This is a genomic window from Candidatus Aegiribacteria sp. (assembly GCA_021108435.1).
Taxonomy (GTDB): Bacteria; Fermentibacterota; Fermentibacteria; order Fermentibacterales; family JCC-6; genus Aegiribacteria.
Map to the genome: position 1 here is coordinate 1 of JAIOQY010000065.1, position 15,910 is coordinate 15,910.

The window sequence follows — 15,910 nt, forward strand, 5'->3', positions numbered from 1 at the left end:
AAGTAGTTTCAGGACTGCTCCGAAGACCGCATCCGGTCGTTCAACGACTGTGATACCGCTTGATTCAAGGGTATCTTTCTTTGCCTGCCATGTTTCTTCCTCTTTACGGATCATGGCTCCCGCATGGCTCTGCGCGACTCCTGCCTTTGTGAATTTACCGCCGAGGAAGACGACCATCGGCTTGTTTATCTCACCTCTGCGGACAGCTTCTGCAAGGTCATTCTCCTGAGTGGTGCCTGTTTCACCGTATATCGCCATGACTTCAGTACGCGGATCCTTTTCAAACGCTCTTGCCGCGTCGAGCATTGATATGCCCGGAACAGGATCACCCCCGACACATATAACTGCGGAAAGCCCGGGATAGTCTTCACCCCAGAGCGGTCCGAATGTTCCATCGTAGCGGGGACCGGGCAGATTGGGTCTGCAGTGAAAAGCTCCCAGAAGTTGTGAAAGACCGCCCGATCGCGAAATGACACCGACTTTTCCCGGCTTATAGTTCTTTTTTGCCCATGTCGCGCTGCCGCCGATGAGTCCGAAAAGGTAACCCGAAGTATCAAGAAGACCGACAGTATTTGGCCCAAGGTATACAGATTCTTCTGCTGAAGCATATTCTTTAAGTGCGATTTCATCCTGCGTCGGAACTCCATCAGCGGTGAGAACCAGGAATTTCAATCCGGCATCCATTGCATCCATTGCAGCTTTTTTCACAGCACCGGCGGGTACGAAGAGAACAGCTGTATTCAGCTGCGGGAAAGCTTTTACAGCCTCTGCGGCGGAATTGAATACAGGTACACCATCTACTTCCTGCCCGTCCTTGCCGGGCGTGCATCCGGCTATAATCTTTGTTCCGAACTTCCTCATAAGCCTGGATTTGCTCTTTCCCTGTCTTCCTGTGATTCCGAAGACCAGGGTTTCGGGAGTATCAACGCCTGCGAGATATTTCAGTATTCCGGCCATCAGTCCACCTCCGCAGGCATTTTCAGTTCTATTCTGATCTCACCGTTACCCTCAAGAAGGGATACTGTTTCACACATAAGGCATCCTATGCATTTCGCTTCAGGGTTTATTTCCAGTTTTCCCTTATCCCAGAGCAGGTATCCGGTCGGACATGCCCTGATAGAAGGAGGTTCCTCTTCACTATCCCACTTCTCCGGATAGAAATAGATATCACCCGGCGGGATCTCTACTCTTATTGCGGGTTCTCCTTCAGGCGAGGGTGGTGGCTGAACAAGAGGCGGTTTGTCCATAGCGATGGCTTCGATATCATCCACCATGGCATTCGGGAATATTTCCGCGGGATAGGTTTTCAGTGGAACAGGAAGGTCAGCTGATACTTGTTCGAAGAGTTCTCTTGCCCTGTCCTCGTCGGTTCCGCCGAATCTCAGAAGAGCCGGCAGGGGAGTGGGAGATTCCCTGAGAGCTTTCCAGACCGCTGCAGCAATGTGATGCTGATTCTGAAAGGCCATTCCCGAACCAGTCAGAAGGAGTACCTGTGCGCCTTTCTGAGCAAGTATTGTTCGGAGAATTCGGTAACTCTTGAATGCGGAGAGTCCTCCTGATGTATCCGATTCGTTCATTGTGTAGATATCGGTTCTTGAACCAGTAGTCATTTCCCAGAGCATCTTGCCGCCGCCGCCGCAGAGATTAGTTGCGACCCGGAGAGCGTAATCCGGAGGAGTTTCGCGGTTCTGCCTGAAGAATCCCGTTCCGGCAGGATCAGCGATGTTGATAAGTTCCACAACATGCTCAAGAGGAGTGAGATCGCTGGAGGATGTAAGACCGGGTGGGAAGAACAGGTCTTTCTCACTCTTCTTAACTGCCGATTTTTCGAATTCTGCTCTGCAGTCAACAGCAATAATCGAGCCGTCGTTGAGAACACCTATAGGGTTGACTTCCAATACAGTAAGCCTGTACCCGATAAAGGTACTTATTAGACCTTTCAAAAATACAGCAATTTCTTCAGTATTGTTAAGTGTTTCAATTACTGCCAGTTCTTTTGCAATATCTTCGGAGTCAAGCGGAGCAAGAAGCGAGAATGGAATTGTCAGCAGAGTTCCTGATCTGCCTTCAACACCGGAGCCGCCTTCTGTACTGAAAAGGAGTACTCCGCCCGGAAGCTGCTTCTCGGAACCGAAATCAAGCATGCATCCAGCATAGTATTCAGCATCGAGGTTCAGTCCCTTTGCTGCGAGAACTCCATCCGCCTGGCCCCAGTCGCCGGGGGAGAGGAGATCATTCAGATTTGAATCAAATTCGGATATTGTTTCGACTTTTCTAACGAGACCGTGCTTTTTTCTGCTGGTTGCTCCGGGAATCTGTGCTTTAAGGAAAATCGGCAATTCAGGTAATTCATCCGGAAGACTGTCATTTGTCCTGATGAAAATACCCTCCACTACAGGGACTCCATAGTTTTCAAGAAGAGTTCTTGTAAGATATTCCGGTAATGCTGGCATCATATTCTCCTGCTACATATTATGGGATTTCTCTTTCATCATTCTGTCTGTTTCTCGAACTGCCCTGTTCCATTGAAGGGCGACTCCGGGCTGGAGGCTGTAAAGGTAGTTGTACTCGGTATAGCAGCTGGCTGTGCATGCCTGACACGGAAGCTCAAGGGTGTTCTCAAAAGCCTTATGGAATCCGGTATCAAGGGCATTCAATGAAGAAGGATACAGTCCGATAAGCAGGGAGCAGGGGTATACTTTTCCATCAGCGTCGATATTGCAGTACATCTTCCCGGCTCTGCATGAAGTGCCATGAAATCTCTCTGGCAATCTGGTTAAAGAGTAATCAGGCCATACGGAAAGACTTTTGAGATACTTTGTTGAGTTGGCGATAGGAGCCCCGTTTCTTTTCATGGACAGAAGTTTCTTAAAAGCTTTTGAGTACTCTACAGCCGACGGCATCATGCCTGAAGTGTCTCCACCGAGCTTCTCGTTGTGGTGCAATGACTGGAAAGTGGTTTGGAAACCGTACTTAAGCGCGATTTCCATTATATGATCAAGGTGATTCATATTGTGGCGTGTAAGAACAGTTATCGTCCATAGTCTTACTTTTCCGGAGGCAATTTCCATTGCCTTCGTTACTTTTGCGTGGCTGCCTTCCTCGCGATTGGTGTCATGGGCTTTCTCGGGTCCGTCGTATGCCAGTACAAGATGGTCTATGTGATCGAGAATCTCAGGTTTCGCTGGAAGTATATATCCGTTTGAATCAAGACTGACGTACATTCCAAGTTCACGGGCATATGCGCAGAGTTCTGTTATATCATTCCGCATAAGAGGTTCCCCGCCCCATACACCAATTCTTCTTGTTCCGGCTTCGGACATCTGCCTGAAGAGGTCTTTCCATTGCTCTGTGGATAGATCAGGACGTCCCTGTTCAGGTATCTGGCAGTAGCTGCACCTGCTGCAGCAGTTGTCTGTGATGGAAACCATCACATTCACAGGTCTTCTTCGCCCGAGGAGTCCGAGAGCGGCGTCGATTCCCATGCTGATCTGACCTGACAGATTCACTTATGATCTCCTTCCGGAAGCCCCATCCATTGGGGTCCGTATATGTTCTTTTCCATTATCCGCCTGGCTTCTCTGTTCTGACCGAAAAGATAATAGGCGATGTTATACCATCTCTTGGCTCCTATTTTCAGAATCCCCATAAAGGGACTGTCAGTCCCAGGTTCGCTCCGCTCCTTCTTTCCTCTTAAAGCTTTCTCTATTTTTGCAACGAAATTTGCCTGGGCTTCAAGGAAAGCATAGGAGGGAGGCTTGGTGAGAGGAGGTATACAGATTTCCTCAAGGTTTTCAAATGAACCGGTAACACCGTTTCCTTTAACAGTTGTTTCGACTGAGAGAGGATCAATACCCATTACGTTGGCTACAGAATAATCCAGCGCTATCCTGTCAGTAGAGGCGGCAATGAAATCCGTCTGCTTAGGGATTCCAGGTTTTGGACCGTTGCCTTCGAGTGACATTGTTCCATCAGCAAGGGTAAGAATGACTGGGATGAGGGAATTCACTGCTACTACGTAATCTGCAAGTCTGTAATGGTAATTGTGTCTGTTATCATCAAGACAGCCGTAAAGGTGCTTCATTGCCACCGAGATTACCGATCTGTAGTGAGTTTTTACAACTGGTATGGAAACAACAGGCATATGTGTGCAGATCTCCGGAATACTGAATTCGAGGTCTCCCACTTTCTTCGGTATCCATCTATGTTCCGAAAAATTATGCCAGATGAGATTGTGTCTTTCAGCGACATCCTTCATCCTGGTTACGCGGAATGCTCTTGTCGCGTCGACCAGTATCTGGCTCGACTCACCAAGAAATATTCTTCCTGTGTGTCCGGAAACCTTTTCAACGAATGCTTCGACTACCCAGGGTGAAGTGTCGACTCCAGGCCTGATATAATCCCACGTAAGATTCAGTTTGACAAGGATATCACTGCCCGCGGGAAGAAACGATTTCCAGTTCATTTCATCGAGAATATCATGAACCGCCTGCCGTACTCCATTTCTGGTGGACGCATAGAAAACTTTCATTCGGTTCCTTTCATAAATGTAAGATGGAATATACATTGACAGGATTGAGATTCAACTATAGAATTTTATAGTAATTTTGTTGGAAATTATATTTTATCTATTTGAAAGGAAATACTTATGAGAAAGGTTATTTTAGCGGTCATTCTCCTGTCCGGCTTTGCCATGGCAGGTGCCCCAATATTCGGCTCCTACAGCTGGATTGAAGCTACTGGAGGCAGGATAGATGTTGGATATTACGGAGCTCCATGCATAGTGGATTGGAACGGAGACGGTCTGAAAGATCTGGTTCTGGGTCAGTTCGCCAGCGGCAAGATAAGGTTTTATGCAAACTCCGGTTCAAATGATTCTCCGATTTTCACCGGCTACAGCTTCATTCAGTCGGATGGAGCGGACATAACACTGCCCTATGGTTGATGTACCGGTGCGACAAATCCGCAGGTTGTGGATTTCAACAGCGATGGTATTTTCGACATCGTGGTGGGTGACAGAAACGGATACGTCAATTATTTCCGCGGCACCGCTACAAGTGTGTTGACAACGGAACCGGATATTAAAGCAAATGGAACGACCATTGATGTAGGAAACAGTTCCGCTCCGGTAATTGTTGACTGGAATGAGGACGGGCTTCTCGATCTTATTCTGGGGCAGGAGAGTACATCTCCGGGAAGTGTTCGTCTATATCTGAACAGCGGAACACCGGAAAACCATGCATTCACCACATACACCTGGATCCAGAGCAGCAGTTCAAATATCTCATGGTCCCGCTGCACTCCGCAGGTTGTAGATATCAACCTGGATGGCAAGAAGGATCTTATCTGCGGCGAAAACAACGGAAAACTGGCTTTCTACGAGAACGTTGGAACCAATGCATCACCGGTATTCAGCGGTTATGAGTACCTGGAAAGTAACGGATCTGACATTGATATCTACTACGGATCAAGACTCTGGGTTAATGACTGGGACGAAGACGGACTCCTCGATCTCCTTGTGAGCGATTACAATGGCTGGGTTTATCTGTATCCCGGTATTCCTACAGGGATCGAAGATGAAGCGGGCACCGGGTTTAATTCCACCTGTGAATTGAGCATATCCGGAAGCCCCACAAACGGCTATTTCAGTATGAATATTCTTCTTGATGCAGACAGCGATGTTAAATTCCGGATATACTCCGCTGACGGCAGGATTGTATCCGAATCCGGAACTGCTCAGCTCACTGCCGGTGAGCACGAATTTGGCTTCGATATATCCGGTGAACCGTCCGGCATATACTACGTTCAGATTGATACCGGAAGCATAATCATGTCAGGAAGTGTGATTCGGATTCCATAATGATGAAAATCTTTCTGTTTTTGTTTTTGGCAACTATTTCCGTTACTGCCGGAGTCGGCAGTTTCAGTGCTGCCGGTGTTCTGTACTGTAACGGCAGCAGAATTGATATAGGCAGCTATGCGGCTCCGCTGGCTGTGGACTGGGACGGAGACGGAAAAAAGGATCTTATCTGCGGTCAGTTCGATGGAGGACGCATCAGATATTATCCGAATACAGGCACTAATGAATCTCCGGTTTTTGAGAATTATTTTTATCTTCTTGATGGCGCAAATCCTATTTCGCTTCCATATGGTTGATGTACCGGTGCGACAAATCCACAGGCTGTGGATTGGAATAATGACGGCAGGCTGGATATCATTGTCGGAGACAGATTAGGCAGTGTCAACTACTTCAGAAGACTTGCTTCAGGCAATATTTTTCTAGTTGGAGAATCCCCGGTCAAGGTTGCCGGCCGCCCGATTGATATGGGTCATAACTCCGCTCCATGTGTGATTGACTGGAATAATGACGGTTTGCCGGATCTTGTTGTCGGAAGAGTTGAAGCTGTTCCTGCAGGGCTCTATCTTTATACAAACGAAGGATCCCCCTCTGATCCAGTATTCCCTTTTACGGATTCAGTCATGTGCGCTGGTGAGCCCATTCAGGTTTATTATTCTTATCCTGATTTTGCAGATATGAACGGTGACGGGCTTCTCGATCTTGTTCTGGGTTCATCCAATGGCAAGATAGCCTGCTATGAGAATGTCGGGGCTTCTGATTCACCGCTGTTTGAGAGTTTTGAGTATTTAAAGGCTGATGGTGAAGAAATTAACTTCTATTCCTCTGCCAGGCCATCCGTATGTGACTGGAACGAAGACGGATACCTGGATATACTTGTCGGAAATTACACAGGGCAAATTTTCCTGTTCCTCGGAGATGGAGGGACAGGAATTTTCGGTGGAGGTTTGAGTGAGAATTCTGAGGTTCTTCTTCATGTTACTGGAAATCCGGCATCCGGAACCCTGTACACTGAGGTAACTCTGGATGATCAGACTGATATCAGATTAGCAATATACGACCTGCAGGGAAGACTTCTTTGCACCATGAATCCCGGAGTCCTGTCATCAGGTGCTCATTCACTTGAGATGGACATATCAGCTTTTCCTCAGGGGACAGTCTTCCTCGTATGTACTGCAGGAGATACACAACTGATCGAGTCTGTTGTAATCCTCCGCTGACTACCTGAGAATAACCAGCCTTCTGGAAGTATCGCTTTCAGCTGAAAAACGAAGGAAGTATATACCCGGCTCAAGATCGGAGACATTCAGGTTCAGTGAAGCATTTATCGGGGATGTCCCCTTCGTTTCGAGAACAAGTCTTCCACAGATGTTGTACAGACCAAGTGTCCAGTTCTGCTGATTTCCAGAGAACAGATGAACATTTACACTTTCATGTGATGGATTGGGGAAGGGAAATCCCATAGGTGAAACCGGTATGGGGGATCTGCCTGAAATACCCGTATATCCTGTGTAGGCTCCTTCAATTGTGATATCATCAATAAAGAAACCAATCCCTGTATCACTGTCATTGTCTGTTTTGAATCGGAACTCAACCTGAATATTGGTACCCGCATCAAACATGGAGAGATCATATGAATAAGGGACCCAGCCTGTTCCATTTCCTTTGCCGCCTGGACCCAGAGCCCCGCCTGATCCTATGAAAGCAAGAGTATCCGATGTACTTGAATCGAGATCATGGATAATCAGATAAATGCCGTCACTGCCATAGATTGCCACATCAAAAGTAGTCCAGAACTCCATTGAAGCAGCTGGCGCAAGTATCAGTTCAGGGGATAGCAGCCCGCAGTCCATGTTATTCACGTAGCCGCCGGCATCGCCGCAGTGCCATGAATGGCTGGGGGAATGACTCTCGGAGTCTGTGATATTCCACATGTCATTCGTTCCCGAATGCGTCCAGCCCGCAGCGCCCGACTCAACATCATCTGAAATCCCTGTTTCACCTACAGTCAGTCTCAGAGTATCCACTGTAGCATATAATGTGGTCTCCGAGAGAATATCAAAATAGAACCAGGGAAAAGACGGGGAAGGAGCGCCGGACGAAAGTTCGCATATGAATGAGAATGTTCTTGTGCTGTCTTCAGGAATCGAATCAACCCAGGCTGAATCCTGCGGCCAGGAGACCCATGTTGGATATTCAGTCATCCGTACTGCTACATCACTTGCGGTTAAGAGACCCAGATTAGCGATATTGACATCCAGCTGGAATGTTTCACCCGGTTCCGGTATCCCGTTCGCGTTTCCGCCCGTGTCATCATCAACTGAGTACGTTGTGAAGTATAGACCGGGAGCATAAACCAGAAGAGGTATGGAAATTTCCCAGGTGCCCTGGCTGGAAACAAGCTGCCCGTTAAGTGTGACGACTGAACCGGTTTCAGAGGAACTGTTCACGTTAAGCGCCAGGAGCGGGGATCCGGTCGACTCACTTCCTGCTGGAATACCGCCAAAGGAACTTGTACTCTGGATCAGAGTTGCAGGACCGCTTATTGAAGTAATGCTGATCACAACATCTGTAAGATCCTCATTGCCCTGATTCAGGAGCGTGATATCAAGATCGGCAGAGCATCCGGGGGAAAGGTGTCCCAGGCCGGCTGTATCGTCTACAAGCAATTGAGAAATGACAGGGTCAGGTCCTGATGCCTGTTCAATAATAAGTGATGTTCTTCTGATTCCCGGTCCGGTAACGGTCAGAGTTACGCTTCCAATAACCGGATCGGAAAAGATGAAATCCACATGACCAGTCGCATCGAGTTCTGCAGTGTTCCAGTAGTCCCCATCATCATGAATACAGACGGTCAACCCCTCAGGATCGGCTCCTGTAATCTGTACGGGGAAGATTGAAGTATTAGTAGTGACAATATCCGGACACAGTACTTCAATTTCCAGAGGATCTGTTCTGTACGGTCTAAAGGAGGGATCACCCAGAAGATTAACATCGTACTGATGCCATCTGTACACGTTCTCCCACTGGCTGTACGGAATAAAATACTCTTTTGTGTATGCCAGCAGTTCCCCAAGGGTGAGAGACCAGTTACTGTAGAGGTAATCAAAGAAAAGCTGATCAAGAGCATCTGAATAACCGTAAAGGGGATTACCGGGAGAACCCCATCCATAACTGGAGTTACCTATAAACCCGACACCTCCTCCTCCGGAATTCGTAATGAAATGCTCAGCAATGGCGTCGAAATCGAAAGCAGCGCTCCAGCAGCCTATCGAGTACATTACAGCGGAAAACCTTCCATCTGAATTGATGGCGTCCATATCGTCATAGCCCATGTAGTCATCACCCACTCCGAGGGATGAATACCATGCGTGTCCATCATGGTTTACCAGATTCTGTCCCGCGTTCAATGCTGCCATTGTCGTTGACAGATTTTCGTTACCCAGAGCCTGATAGAGCTTTGTGATGTTCAGATAATCAGGGAGGAACTGTTCATCGATATAATCCTTGCTCTCTCCCGAATTGGTATAGGGGTTCGTCCACAGTACCGCGGCAAGGAACAGAACATCCTGATAGAAATCATCTTTGTAGCAGTCTTCGTACGCGGCGATGTTATTCACGAATGTCTGTGCTTCTGTTGTATTCTCAACAGTTGCTCTTCCAACGAAGATGTCCGGATGCAGGTCAACCTCATCAGCTATTTCGCCGAAAATATTATTCAGATTGGCATCCCAGGTTCCGTCCAGATCGGAGAAGTACAGATCACAGGGCAGACTATCCTCGCGGGAAGCATATCCTGCTTCGCAGGTCATCGCGTAAGCGAACCTGAACGGCACCAGATTCGTATCTCCACCAAGAAGAAGGAAATCAAGACCGTTCAGAGTATAGTAATCCTTCACGAAGTTACGGAGTTTTTCAGCATTGTCTCTTCCGGAGGACATTGAGTAGATCACGTTCATAGTTATGACTTCTGTAAGAATACCCTGATCAGTTCTTCGATCAGCAAGCAGCTGGAAGATTGATTCAAGTGAAGAATCAGTGACAATAAGCATTCTCCTGAAATCGTCATCTTTTGCCCCGCTGCAGAATGGTCTTTCATCAAGTGGAGCGGTTTCCAGTCTGATCTTCAGTGAGACGAGCTTCTGGAGTTCTCCGGTAACCGGATTCCAGCGCAGAGGTATCACAAGAATCTCTGCTTCAGGTGTACCATTCCTGAATCCGGTACCCGTGAGCTGTGCCGGTTCTGACGGCCAGAAACTGTCCGATGAATAGACTTCATCAACTACCTGAGCAGAAGTGACTTCGGCATCATGTATCAGAGGTGTCGGCGCTGGAAGAGGAGGGATGATGATGTTGTCAGCGATGTTTTCCCACACCGCGCTTGATGTTAATGATATCGCCCTTTCCCCGGCAGGAACTGAAATGGTCCATGGCAGTTCAGGCAGGGATGGAAATCCCGCCTCAGTTCCAGGATAGGCGCCCTGCATCTGCGGGATCACTCCGGCCGGTGTTACCGGCAGGTGACATGTATTGATAATGTCAGAAGGAAGCTCAACGGTGATAGTGGCCGCGAAGACAGTGAGTGAAACAAGAAACAATAATATTAATCCGGTTTTCATTATTCAACCATCCCTGTAATGGTTACGCAAGATTAGTTTTACATTCTAATATATTCATCTCAGCATGCATGTCACCAGCAATTCGGGATTGACAGGAAACATCATTATGTTTTAGCTTTATCTCTGTATTTCATTCTAAGGGAGGTTGAAATGAAAAATACAATCCTTTTGCTTGCTGCAATAGGACTGATTGTCTCTGTATCTGCCGGTTCAATCCGTATAGTCAACAATACGGGTGGGTACGATATCTGGTATGTCCAGATAAGTTCTACCTATGATGATGAATGGGGAGATGACTGGTTGGACTCCGATGAAGTTATTTCATCCGGAAGTTCGGTAACTTTCAGTGTTCCCAATGATATTTACGACATCCGTCTGGAAGATGAGGATGAAGACGAGTACATCAGGTACGGAGTAGATGTTTACGGTTCGTATGTCTGGAATGTAACGCTGGACGATCTTGGCGAAGTTGACATGAGCAGCGGAGGCTACTCAGAAGAGGAAACCGTATACGGTAATGCTCCTGTAACCATATACAACGATACCGGTGGATATGATATCTATTGGATTTATGCCAACCCCTCTTCATACACCGAGTGGGGGGAAGACCGTCTCGGAAGCGAGATGCTCTACTCAGGCGATGAATTCACATTCTGGGTCGACGGCGGTGACTATTACGACATCAAGTGTGAAGATGAGGACGGCGATACTTACACATTCTGGGATATGTGGGTAGGCGAAGACGGTCTTTATCTTCCTGTAGATCTTGGAGATATTGACTAGACTGCTATCACTGTGCAAATTGAGGGACCCGTCTTAAAGGCGGGTCCTTCTCACAAATTGAGATGGATTTAAGAGAGTAATATGACATTGGCTCAGATCCACGTTATTAAGGTGTTTGAATATTGACAAAGGAGAGTTTGAAAGAGTATCATCTTCTGTAAAGAGGAGTAATGGTTTCATATGTGGCTTATTTTCAGGACGATATGATGGAATATGGAAATCTTTTTAAAAAGTATACGAAATATTCTGAGAATGAATTGCTGAATAACTTATGATCTTCTATGAAGAAATACTGAGAGAATTTCAGACCAATAATGTTAAGTATGTTCTTGTAGGCGGTCTTGCAGTCAATCTTCTTGGTTCGATGCGTAGCACGGCTGATATGGACATTCTTGTCGAAATGAGTAACGAAAACCTTAAGAAAATTATTGATATTCTGACAGTTCTCGGTTATGAAGTTAAGCAGCCTGTTGATCCTATGAAACTCGCCGATGAGAAAACGCGTAATGAATGGATTACAAATAAACACATGAAAGCTTTTAACTTCTACAAGGATAATGAATTGAAAGAAGTGGATATCATTATTGAATCTCCCGTTAGTTTTGAGGAAGCTAAAAGAAACGCTTTATCATTTCAAATTGATGATGTACAATTATCTGTAATCTCGCTGGATGATCTGATAAAAATGAAGAAGAACACAGGTAGAGCAATTGACAGACAAGATATCAATGAGTTGAAAAAGATAAGAAAACTAAGGTCAAAATTATGATCTTCGAATGGGAAACCGTAGAGGAACGCCTAAAACGATTGATGAAATACTCCGCAAAAGAGAAATTGGAGTGGCTTCGAGAGATGCATGAATTCATTCTTAAAGCATCTTCTGAAGAAGACAAAAAAATCAGAATAGAATTAAGGGAAATGCGCTGAACAATTCGCGGAAGTCTGGTTTTCGTCATCCAGGCAAACTCCTCGCAAAGTAGACTATTCTTCCAGTAATTCTCACATTTTCATGCCTGAAAATGATAATACTGCTTGAATATCATAACAACAAAGGCTTTTATACGCCCTTCTTTGGGCAGAATCCATTGAAGTCACAGTTTGAACATTTCGGTTTTCTGGACAGACAGACCTGTCTGCCGTGGAAACCGATCTGATGGCTGAAGGATGTCCAGCGGTCTTTCGGAAGCAGTTTCTTTAAATCAGCTTCAATCTTAGCGGGTTGCGTATTTCTTGTCAGATCAAGTCTCAGTGAGAGTCTGCTTACATGAGTATCGACAATAATCGAAGGCTTATGAAATACTTCTCCTAAAATGACGTTTGCGGTTTTTCGCCCGACACCGGGAATGGTTATGAGTTCATCAATTGTCCCCGGCACCGTTTCGTTATGTACTGTCAGCCAGGCAGCAGCTTCCTGTATCGATCTTGCCTTGGATCGAAAGAAACCCAGAGGATGAACTATTTCTTCAATTAGTTCTCTGCGAGATTGGGAAAGTCCTTGAATATTTCCGACTTTTACCCACAGATGCGGTGTGACTCTGTTAACAGCAGCGTCAGTGGTCCTTGCCGAGAGAATAGTAGCGATTAGAAGTCTTTCAGGCTTTCCATCGTAATCCAGAAGGCACCTTGCATTCGGGTACAGTACAGGAAGCATTTCGAGCAGGAGAGCGACCCGTTCAGTTCTTCTCAAAATATCCCTTCTTGACAGTCTTCACTTAAGGATGCAATCTAGTGTTTCCCGTAACATGAATGCAAGTGAAAGGAAAATGATCTTGAAGAAAGAAGAATGCAGGATAAAAGGTGTATATCTCTTTGAATTGAGCACTCTGCAGGATGAGCGTGGAAGTTTCTGTGAGGTTTTCAGGAAAGAATGGATTCCGGATATTTTCGACTCGCAGACACAGATAAACTATTCGCGTTCCGAATCAGGTGTTCTGAGGGGATTGCATTATCACCGAAATCAGACCGATTTATGGATTCCTGTTCAGGGCAGGATAACTGCAGGCCTGGCCGATATCAGGAAAGAATCTCCAACTTTTGGTGATTCACTCTCAATCGAATTTGATGGAGGCAGACCGAGAGGACTGCTTATACCGCCGGGAGTAGCGCATGGCTATGCCGCACATACCGATATGACCCTGATATATGTTGTTAACAGATATTTCGACAACACGGATGAGTATGGCATTGCGTGGAACGATCCTGGATTTGCCATCGAATGGGGTCTTGAAAAACCTTTCCTGTCCGAGAGGGATACGAATAACTCCCCGTTTGTCATGGAATAGACTGAATAATCCAGCATATCTCACCAGGTTTAAGGATTACCACTACAGCCACCTCGGGCCGCTGTACCCGAGCACACTGACCGTACTTGATATACTGTTCGTAAAGTACACCTGTTCCCCGGAAGGTACTGAACAGATCCCGTTGGGGCGGATATCCGTGGGTATGTAACCCACTGCAGTCCCGCTTGAAAGATCAAGGAAGTAAATCCTGTCTTCCTGATAACAGGATACGTAGGCGATACTTCCATTGGGAATGATCGATACACAGATTGGACCCATACCCACATCCGGGCTCGCCTCAACAGTTCCATTAATGGTTCGAATATACAGTACGCTGTTTTCGGAATAATCACAGACATAAACATGTTCACCTGTTATCGAGGAACATATGCCGACAGGTTCAGAAGCCACATTCCATGTTGATACGACTTCGTTGTCAGATACCCTTATAGCCGTTACACTTCCTTCAAGCCGGTTTGTAAGGTAGACGTATTCACCGGAGGGAAGGCAGCAAATATCCCAGGGACCGTTTCCAACATTGATCACATCAACAACTGAAAGACTGGAAGCATCAAGGCACCAAACCTCGTCGCTGCCGTAACAGCAGACGTAGACATACTCCTCATCCGGGGTAATACACAATCCTACCGGGGAATTACCGACAGATACTGAATTCTCAACAGTATTGTCGGAAGTCATGATTGCCTGTACTTCATCACCGTTGCCGCATGATACGAACACATGGTTAGAGGAGGAGCAGACATCCATGGGCCCGCCACTGACCGGAATAGAGGTAAATACTGAATAGTCGTAAGTATCCAGCACGTAAACGCTGTTTCCGAAGTAGCATGCAACGTACACGTAACTCCCTGAAGGCAGGCAGCAGATGCCTCCCGGACCCGATCCCACATCTACAGTCTTAACGAGAGAGTCCGGACCTCCGAATGTGTTCTGCGAAGGGATATCTACCGACACCTCGTTGCTCCATGAAACAAGGGTATCCTGGTCAGATGTCCTGACTGCGTAGTAGAACCTGGTGTCCCAGGAGGTATGGAGGTCTGTGTATACAGTATCTGAAGTTTCAAAGATAATGTGAATGATCTCCGCTGAATCAGGAAGCGATTCAATATCGGGTGTATATGATCTGTAGAGCGTATACTTCCAGAAGGAACTGTCCGGGCACACGGTCCACGTAAGTTGAATATCGTTGCTTGTGCCCTTGGATGTATCAGGGGGGAACCAATCACCTGTGAACACAGCGGTAAGAATCGATGCCGTGGGATAATCAGGACCAACAGGTCCGGTTGGACTGTCCCCGCAGGAGAGAATCAACAACACAATTACAATAGATACATAACATTTCATGATCACTATCCTATCTGACAACTATACATCTCCTAGTGGCGACATGTTCACCTGCTACCAGCCTTATCAGGTACATACCTGAGCAGAGGCCCGAGCCATCAAGATATTCAGAGTACATACCTGCGGGAACAACCTCATCAATAAGAGTCTCAACGAGTCGACCGGAGAGATCGAACACAGAAAGAACCACATGTGAAGGATACTCAAGCTGATAACACACAGTGCATGATGAGCTGAATGGATTTGGAAAGGATTTCAGAACCAGCCCTGCTTCAGGTGGAGAAGATTCTTCCTCTTCAACAGTGAGCCAGTAATTGACTCCTCCTCCTCCGAAGGCTCCCATGTCATTACGGGTGGTTCCCATAGCAGGCCAGAGGGCATAACCTGGATTGAATGGATCCTCGGGATCGTTGTATTCCCAGTCGGGATTACCTGCATCAATACAGGGAGAGCCATAGGAAAGGTGATAATCACCAAGAGGTCCTACCTCAAACTGAGGATCGATATCGATGTTGCCAGGACCCCAGTAGAGGGTGGCATAGGTGTCTTGGAAAATTGAATCTTGCCCGTATTCAACATTGCTGTATTCAATAAATGCATGCGTTGAATCAGCAAAAGCAAGAAGATATATCTGCGATCCTATTGGCGCATTGTTTCCCCAGATAATGGAATTTGTAATAGAAATAGAGTCATTCTTACTTTGAAGACCTCCTCCTCTTGCGGTAGCTGAGTTAAATGCTATGGTATTATTCTCTAAGTTAATATTACCACCGGAGTATTCACCTACTCCCCCACCGTATACAGCGGTATTCCCAACAATCAGGTTTCCAGTAATAGTTGTTATAGCACCCCCTATGAAAACTCCGCCTCCGGACCCGCCATCGTTTCCAGAAATGTAATTACTGCATAGTAGTACATTTGAACCATCTATACCGATACCACCACCATGATGATCAGAATAATTATCGCTGATATTATTGTTGATAACCATTGCTGTATCACCC

The 15,910-nt window shown here is 46.5% G+C and carries 15 protein-coding genes; 7 read left to right on the forward strand and 8 right to left on the reverse strand.

All coding sequences use genetic code 11. The features are described 5' to 3' along the window. The 4 genes from K8R76_03880 to K8R76_03895 form a co-directional block, all read right to left on the reverse strand. Positions 1-957, reverse strand: a 957-nt coding sequence (locus K8R76_03880; GenBank protein ID MCD4847310.1) for a hypothetical protein, incomplete at its 3' end; no start/stop codon positions are given. After that, complete coding sequence (locus K8R76_03885) at positions 957-2,456, reverse strand: hypothetical protein (protein MCD4847311.1); 1,500 nt, start codon at positions 2,454-2,456, stop codon at positions 957-959. The genes K8R76_03880 and K8R76_03885, both read right to left, overlap by 1 nt. Before the next feature lie 9 nt (positions 2,457-2,465). Further along, positions 2,466-3,509, reverse strand: coding sequence for a radical SAM protein (locus K8R76_03890; GenBank protein ID MCD4847312.1), 1,044 nt, complete (start codon positions 3,507-3,509; stop codon positions 2,466-2,468). Continuing rightward, the gene (locus tag K8R76_03895) at positions 3,506-4,531 is read right to left on the reverse strand and encodes a DUF362 domain-containing protein (protein ID MCD4847313.1); all 1,026 of its coding nucleotides are present in this window, start codon (positions 4,529-4,531) and stop codon (positions 3,506-3,508) included. The genes K8R76_03890 and K8R76_03895 overlap by 4 nt, the downstream gene beginning before the upstream one ends. A gap of 117 nt (positions 4,532-4,648) precedes the next feature. Here K8R76_03895 and K8R76_03900 point away from each other — a divergent pair, with 117 nt between their 5' ends. Genes K8R76_03900 through K8R76_03915 form a run of 4 tightly spaced genes read left to right on the forward strand, consistent with a single transcriptional unit; the run spans position 4,649 to position 7,077 of the window. Then, on the forward strand, positions 4,649-4,945 hold the full coding sequence (locus K8R76_03900; protein MCD4847314.1) for a hypothetical protein: 297 nt from the start codon (positions 4,649-4,651) through the stop codon (positions 4,943-4,945). Positions 4,946-4,972: 27 nt separating this feature from the next. Further along, positions 4,973-5,860, forward strand: coding sequence for a T9SS type A sorting domain-containing protein (locus tag K8R76_03905; protein ID MCD4847315.1), 888 nt, complete (start codon positions 4,973-4,975; stop codon positions 5,858-5,860). After that, the gene (locus tag K8R76_03910) at positions 5,860-6,156 is read left to right on the forward strand and encodes a hypothetical protein (GenBank protein ID MCD4847316.1); all 297 of its coding nucleotides are present in this window, start codon (positions 5,860-5,862) and stop codon (positions 6,154-6,156) included. The genes K8R76_03905 and K8R76_03910 overlap by 1 nt, the downstream gene beginning before the upstream one ends. A 27-nt stretch (positions 6,157-6,183) precedes the next feature. Further along, the gene (locus K8R76_03915) at positions 6,184-7,077 is read left to right on the forward strand and encodes a T9SS type A sorting domain-containing protein (GenBank protein MCD4847317.1); all 894 of its coding nucleotides are present in this window, start codon (positions 6,184-6,186) and stop codon (positions 7,075-7,077) included. On the opposite strand, the gene K8R76_03920 is transcribed toward K8R76_03915, so the two are convergent. After that, a complete protein-coding gene (locus K8R76_03920; protein MCD4847318.1) occupies positions 7,078-10,476 on the reverse strand; it encodes a T9SS type A sorting domain-containing protein in 3,399 nt (1,132 codons plus the stop codon). 150 nt (positions 10,477-10,626) lie between these two features. On the opposite strand from K8R76_03920, the gene K8R76_03925 reads away from it, so the two are divergent. Beyond that, positions 10,627-11,259, forward strand: a complete 633-nt coding sequence (locus K8R76_03925) for a hypothetical protein (protein MCD4847319.1) — start codon at positions 10,627-10,629, stop codon at positions 11,257-11,259. Between the two features lie 271 nt (positions 11,260-11,530). Further along, positions 11,531-12,028: a nucleotidyltransferase family protein gene (locus K8R76_03930; GenBank protein MCD4847320.1), complete on the forward strand. Its 498-nt coding sequence runs from the start codon at positions 11,531-11,533 to the stop codon at positions 12,026-12,028. A gap of 288 nt (positions 12,029-12,316) precedes the next feature. Here K8R76_03930 and K8R76_03935 read toward each other — a convergent pair whose 3' ends face one another. Continuing rightward, a complete protein-coding gene (locus K8R76_03935) occupies positions 12,317-12,946 on the reverse strand; it encodes an endonuclease III (protein MCD4847321.1) in 630 nt (209 codons plus the stop codon). Positions 12,947-13,028: 82 nt separating this feature from the next. Here K8R76_03935 and K8R76_03940 point away from each other — a divergent pair, with 82 nt between their 5' ends. Further along, positions 13,029-13,541, forward strand: a complete 513-nt coding sequence (locus tag K8R76_03940) for a dTDP-4-dehydrorhamnose 3,5-epimerase family protein (GenBank protein ID MCD4847322.1) — start codon at positions 13,029-13,031, stop codon at positions 13,539-13,541. Between the two features lie 42 nt (positions 13,542-13,583). On the opposite strand, the gene K8R76_03945 is transcribed toward K8R76_03940, so the two are convergent. Both K8R76_03945 and K8R76_03950 read right to left on the reverse strand, forming a co-directional pair. Then, the gene (locus tag K8R76_03945; GenBank protein ID MCD4847323.1) at positions 13,584-14,906 is read right to left on the reverse strand and encodes a YncE family protein; all 1,323 of its coding nucleotides are present in this window, start codon (positions 14,904-14,906) and stop codon (positions 13,584-13,586) included. Positions 14,907-14,916: 10 nt separating this feature from the next. Next, positions 14,917-15,910: T9SS type A sorting domain-containing protein (locus tag K8R76_03950; protein ID MCD4847324.1), on the reverse strand; the 994-nt coding region annotated here is incomplete at its 5' end.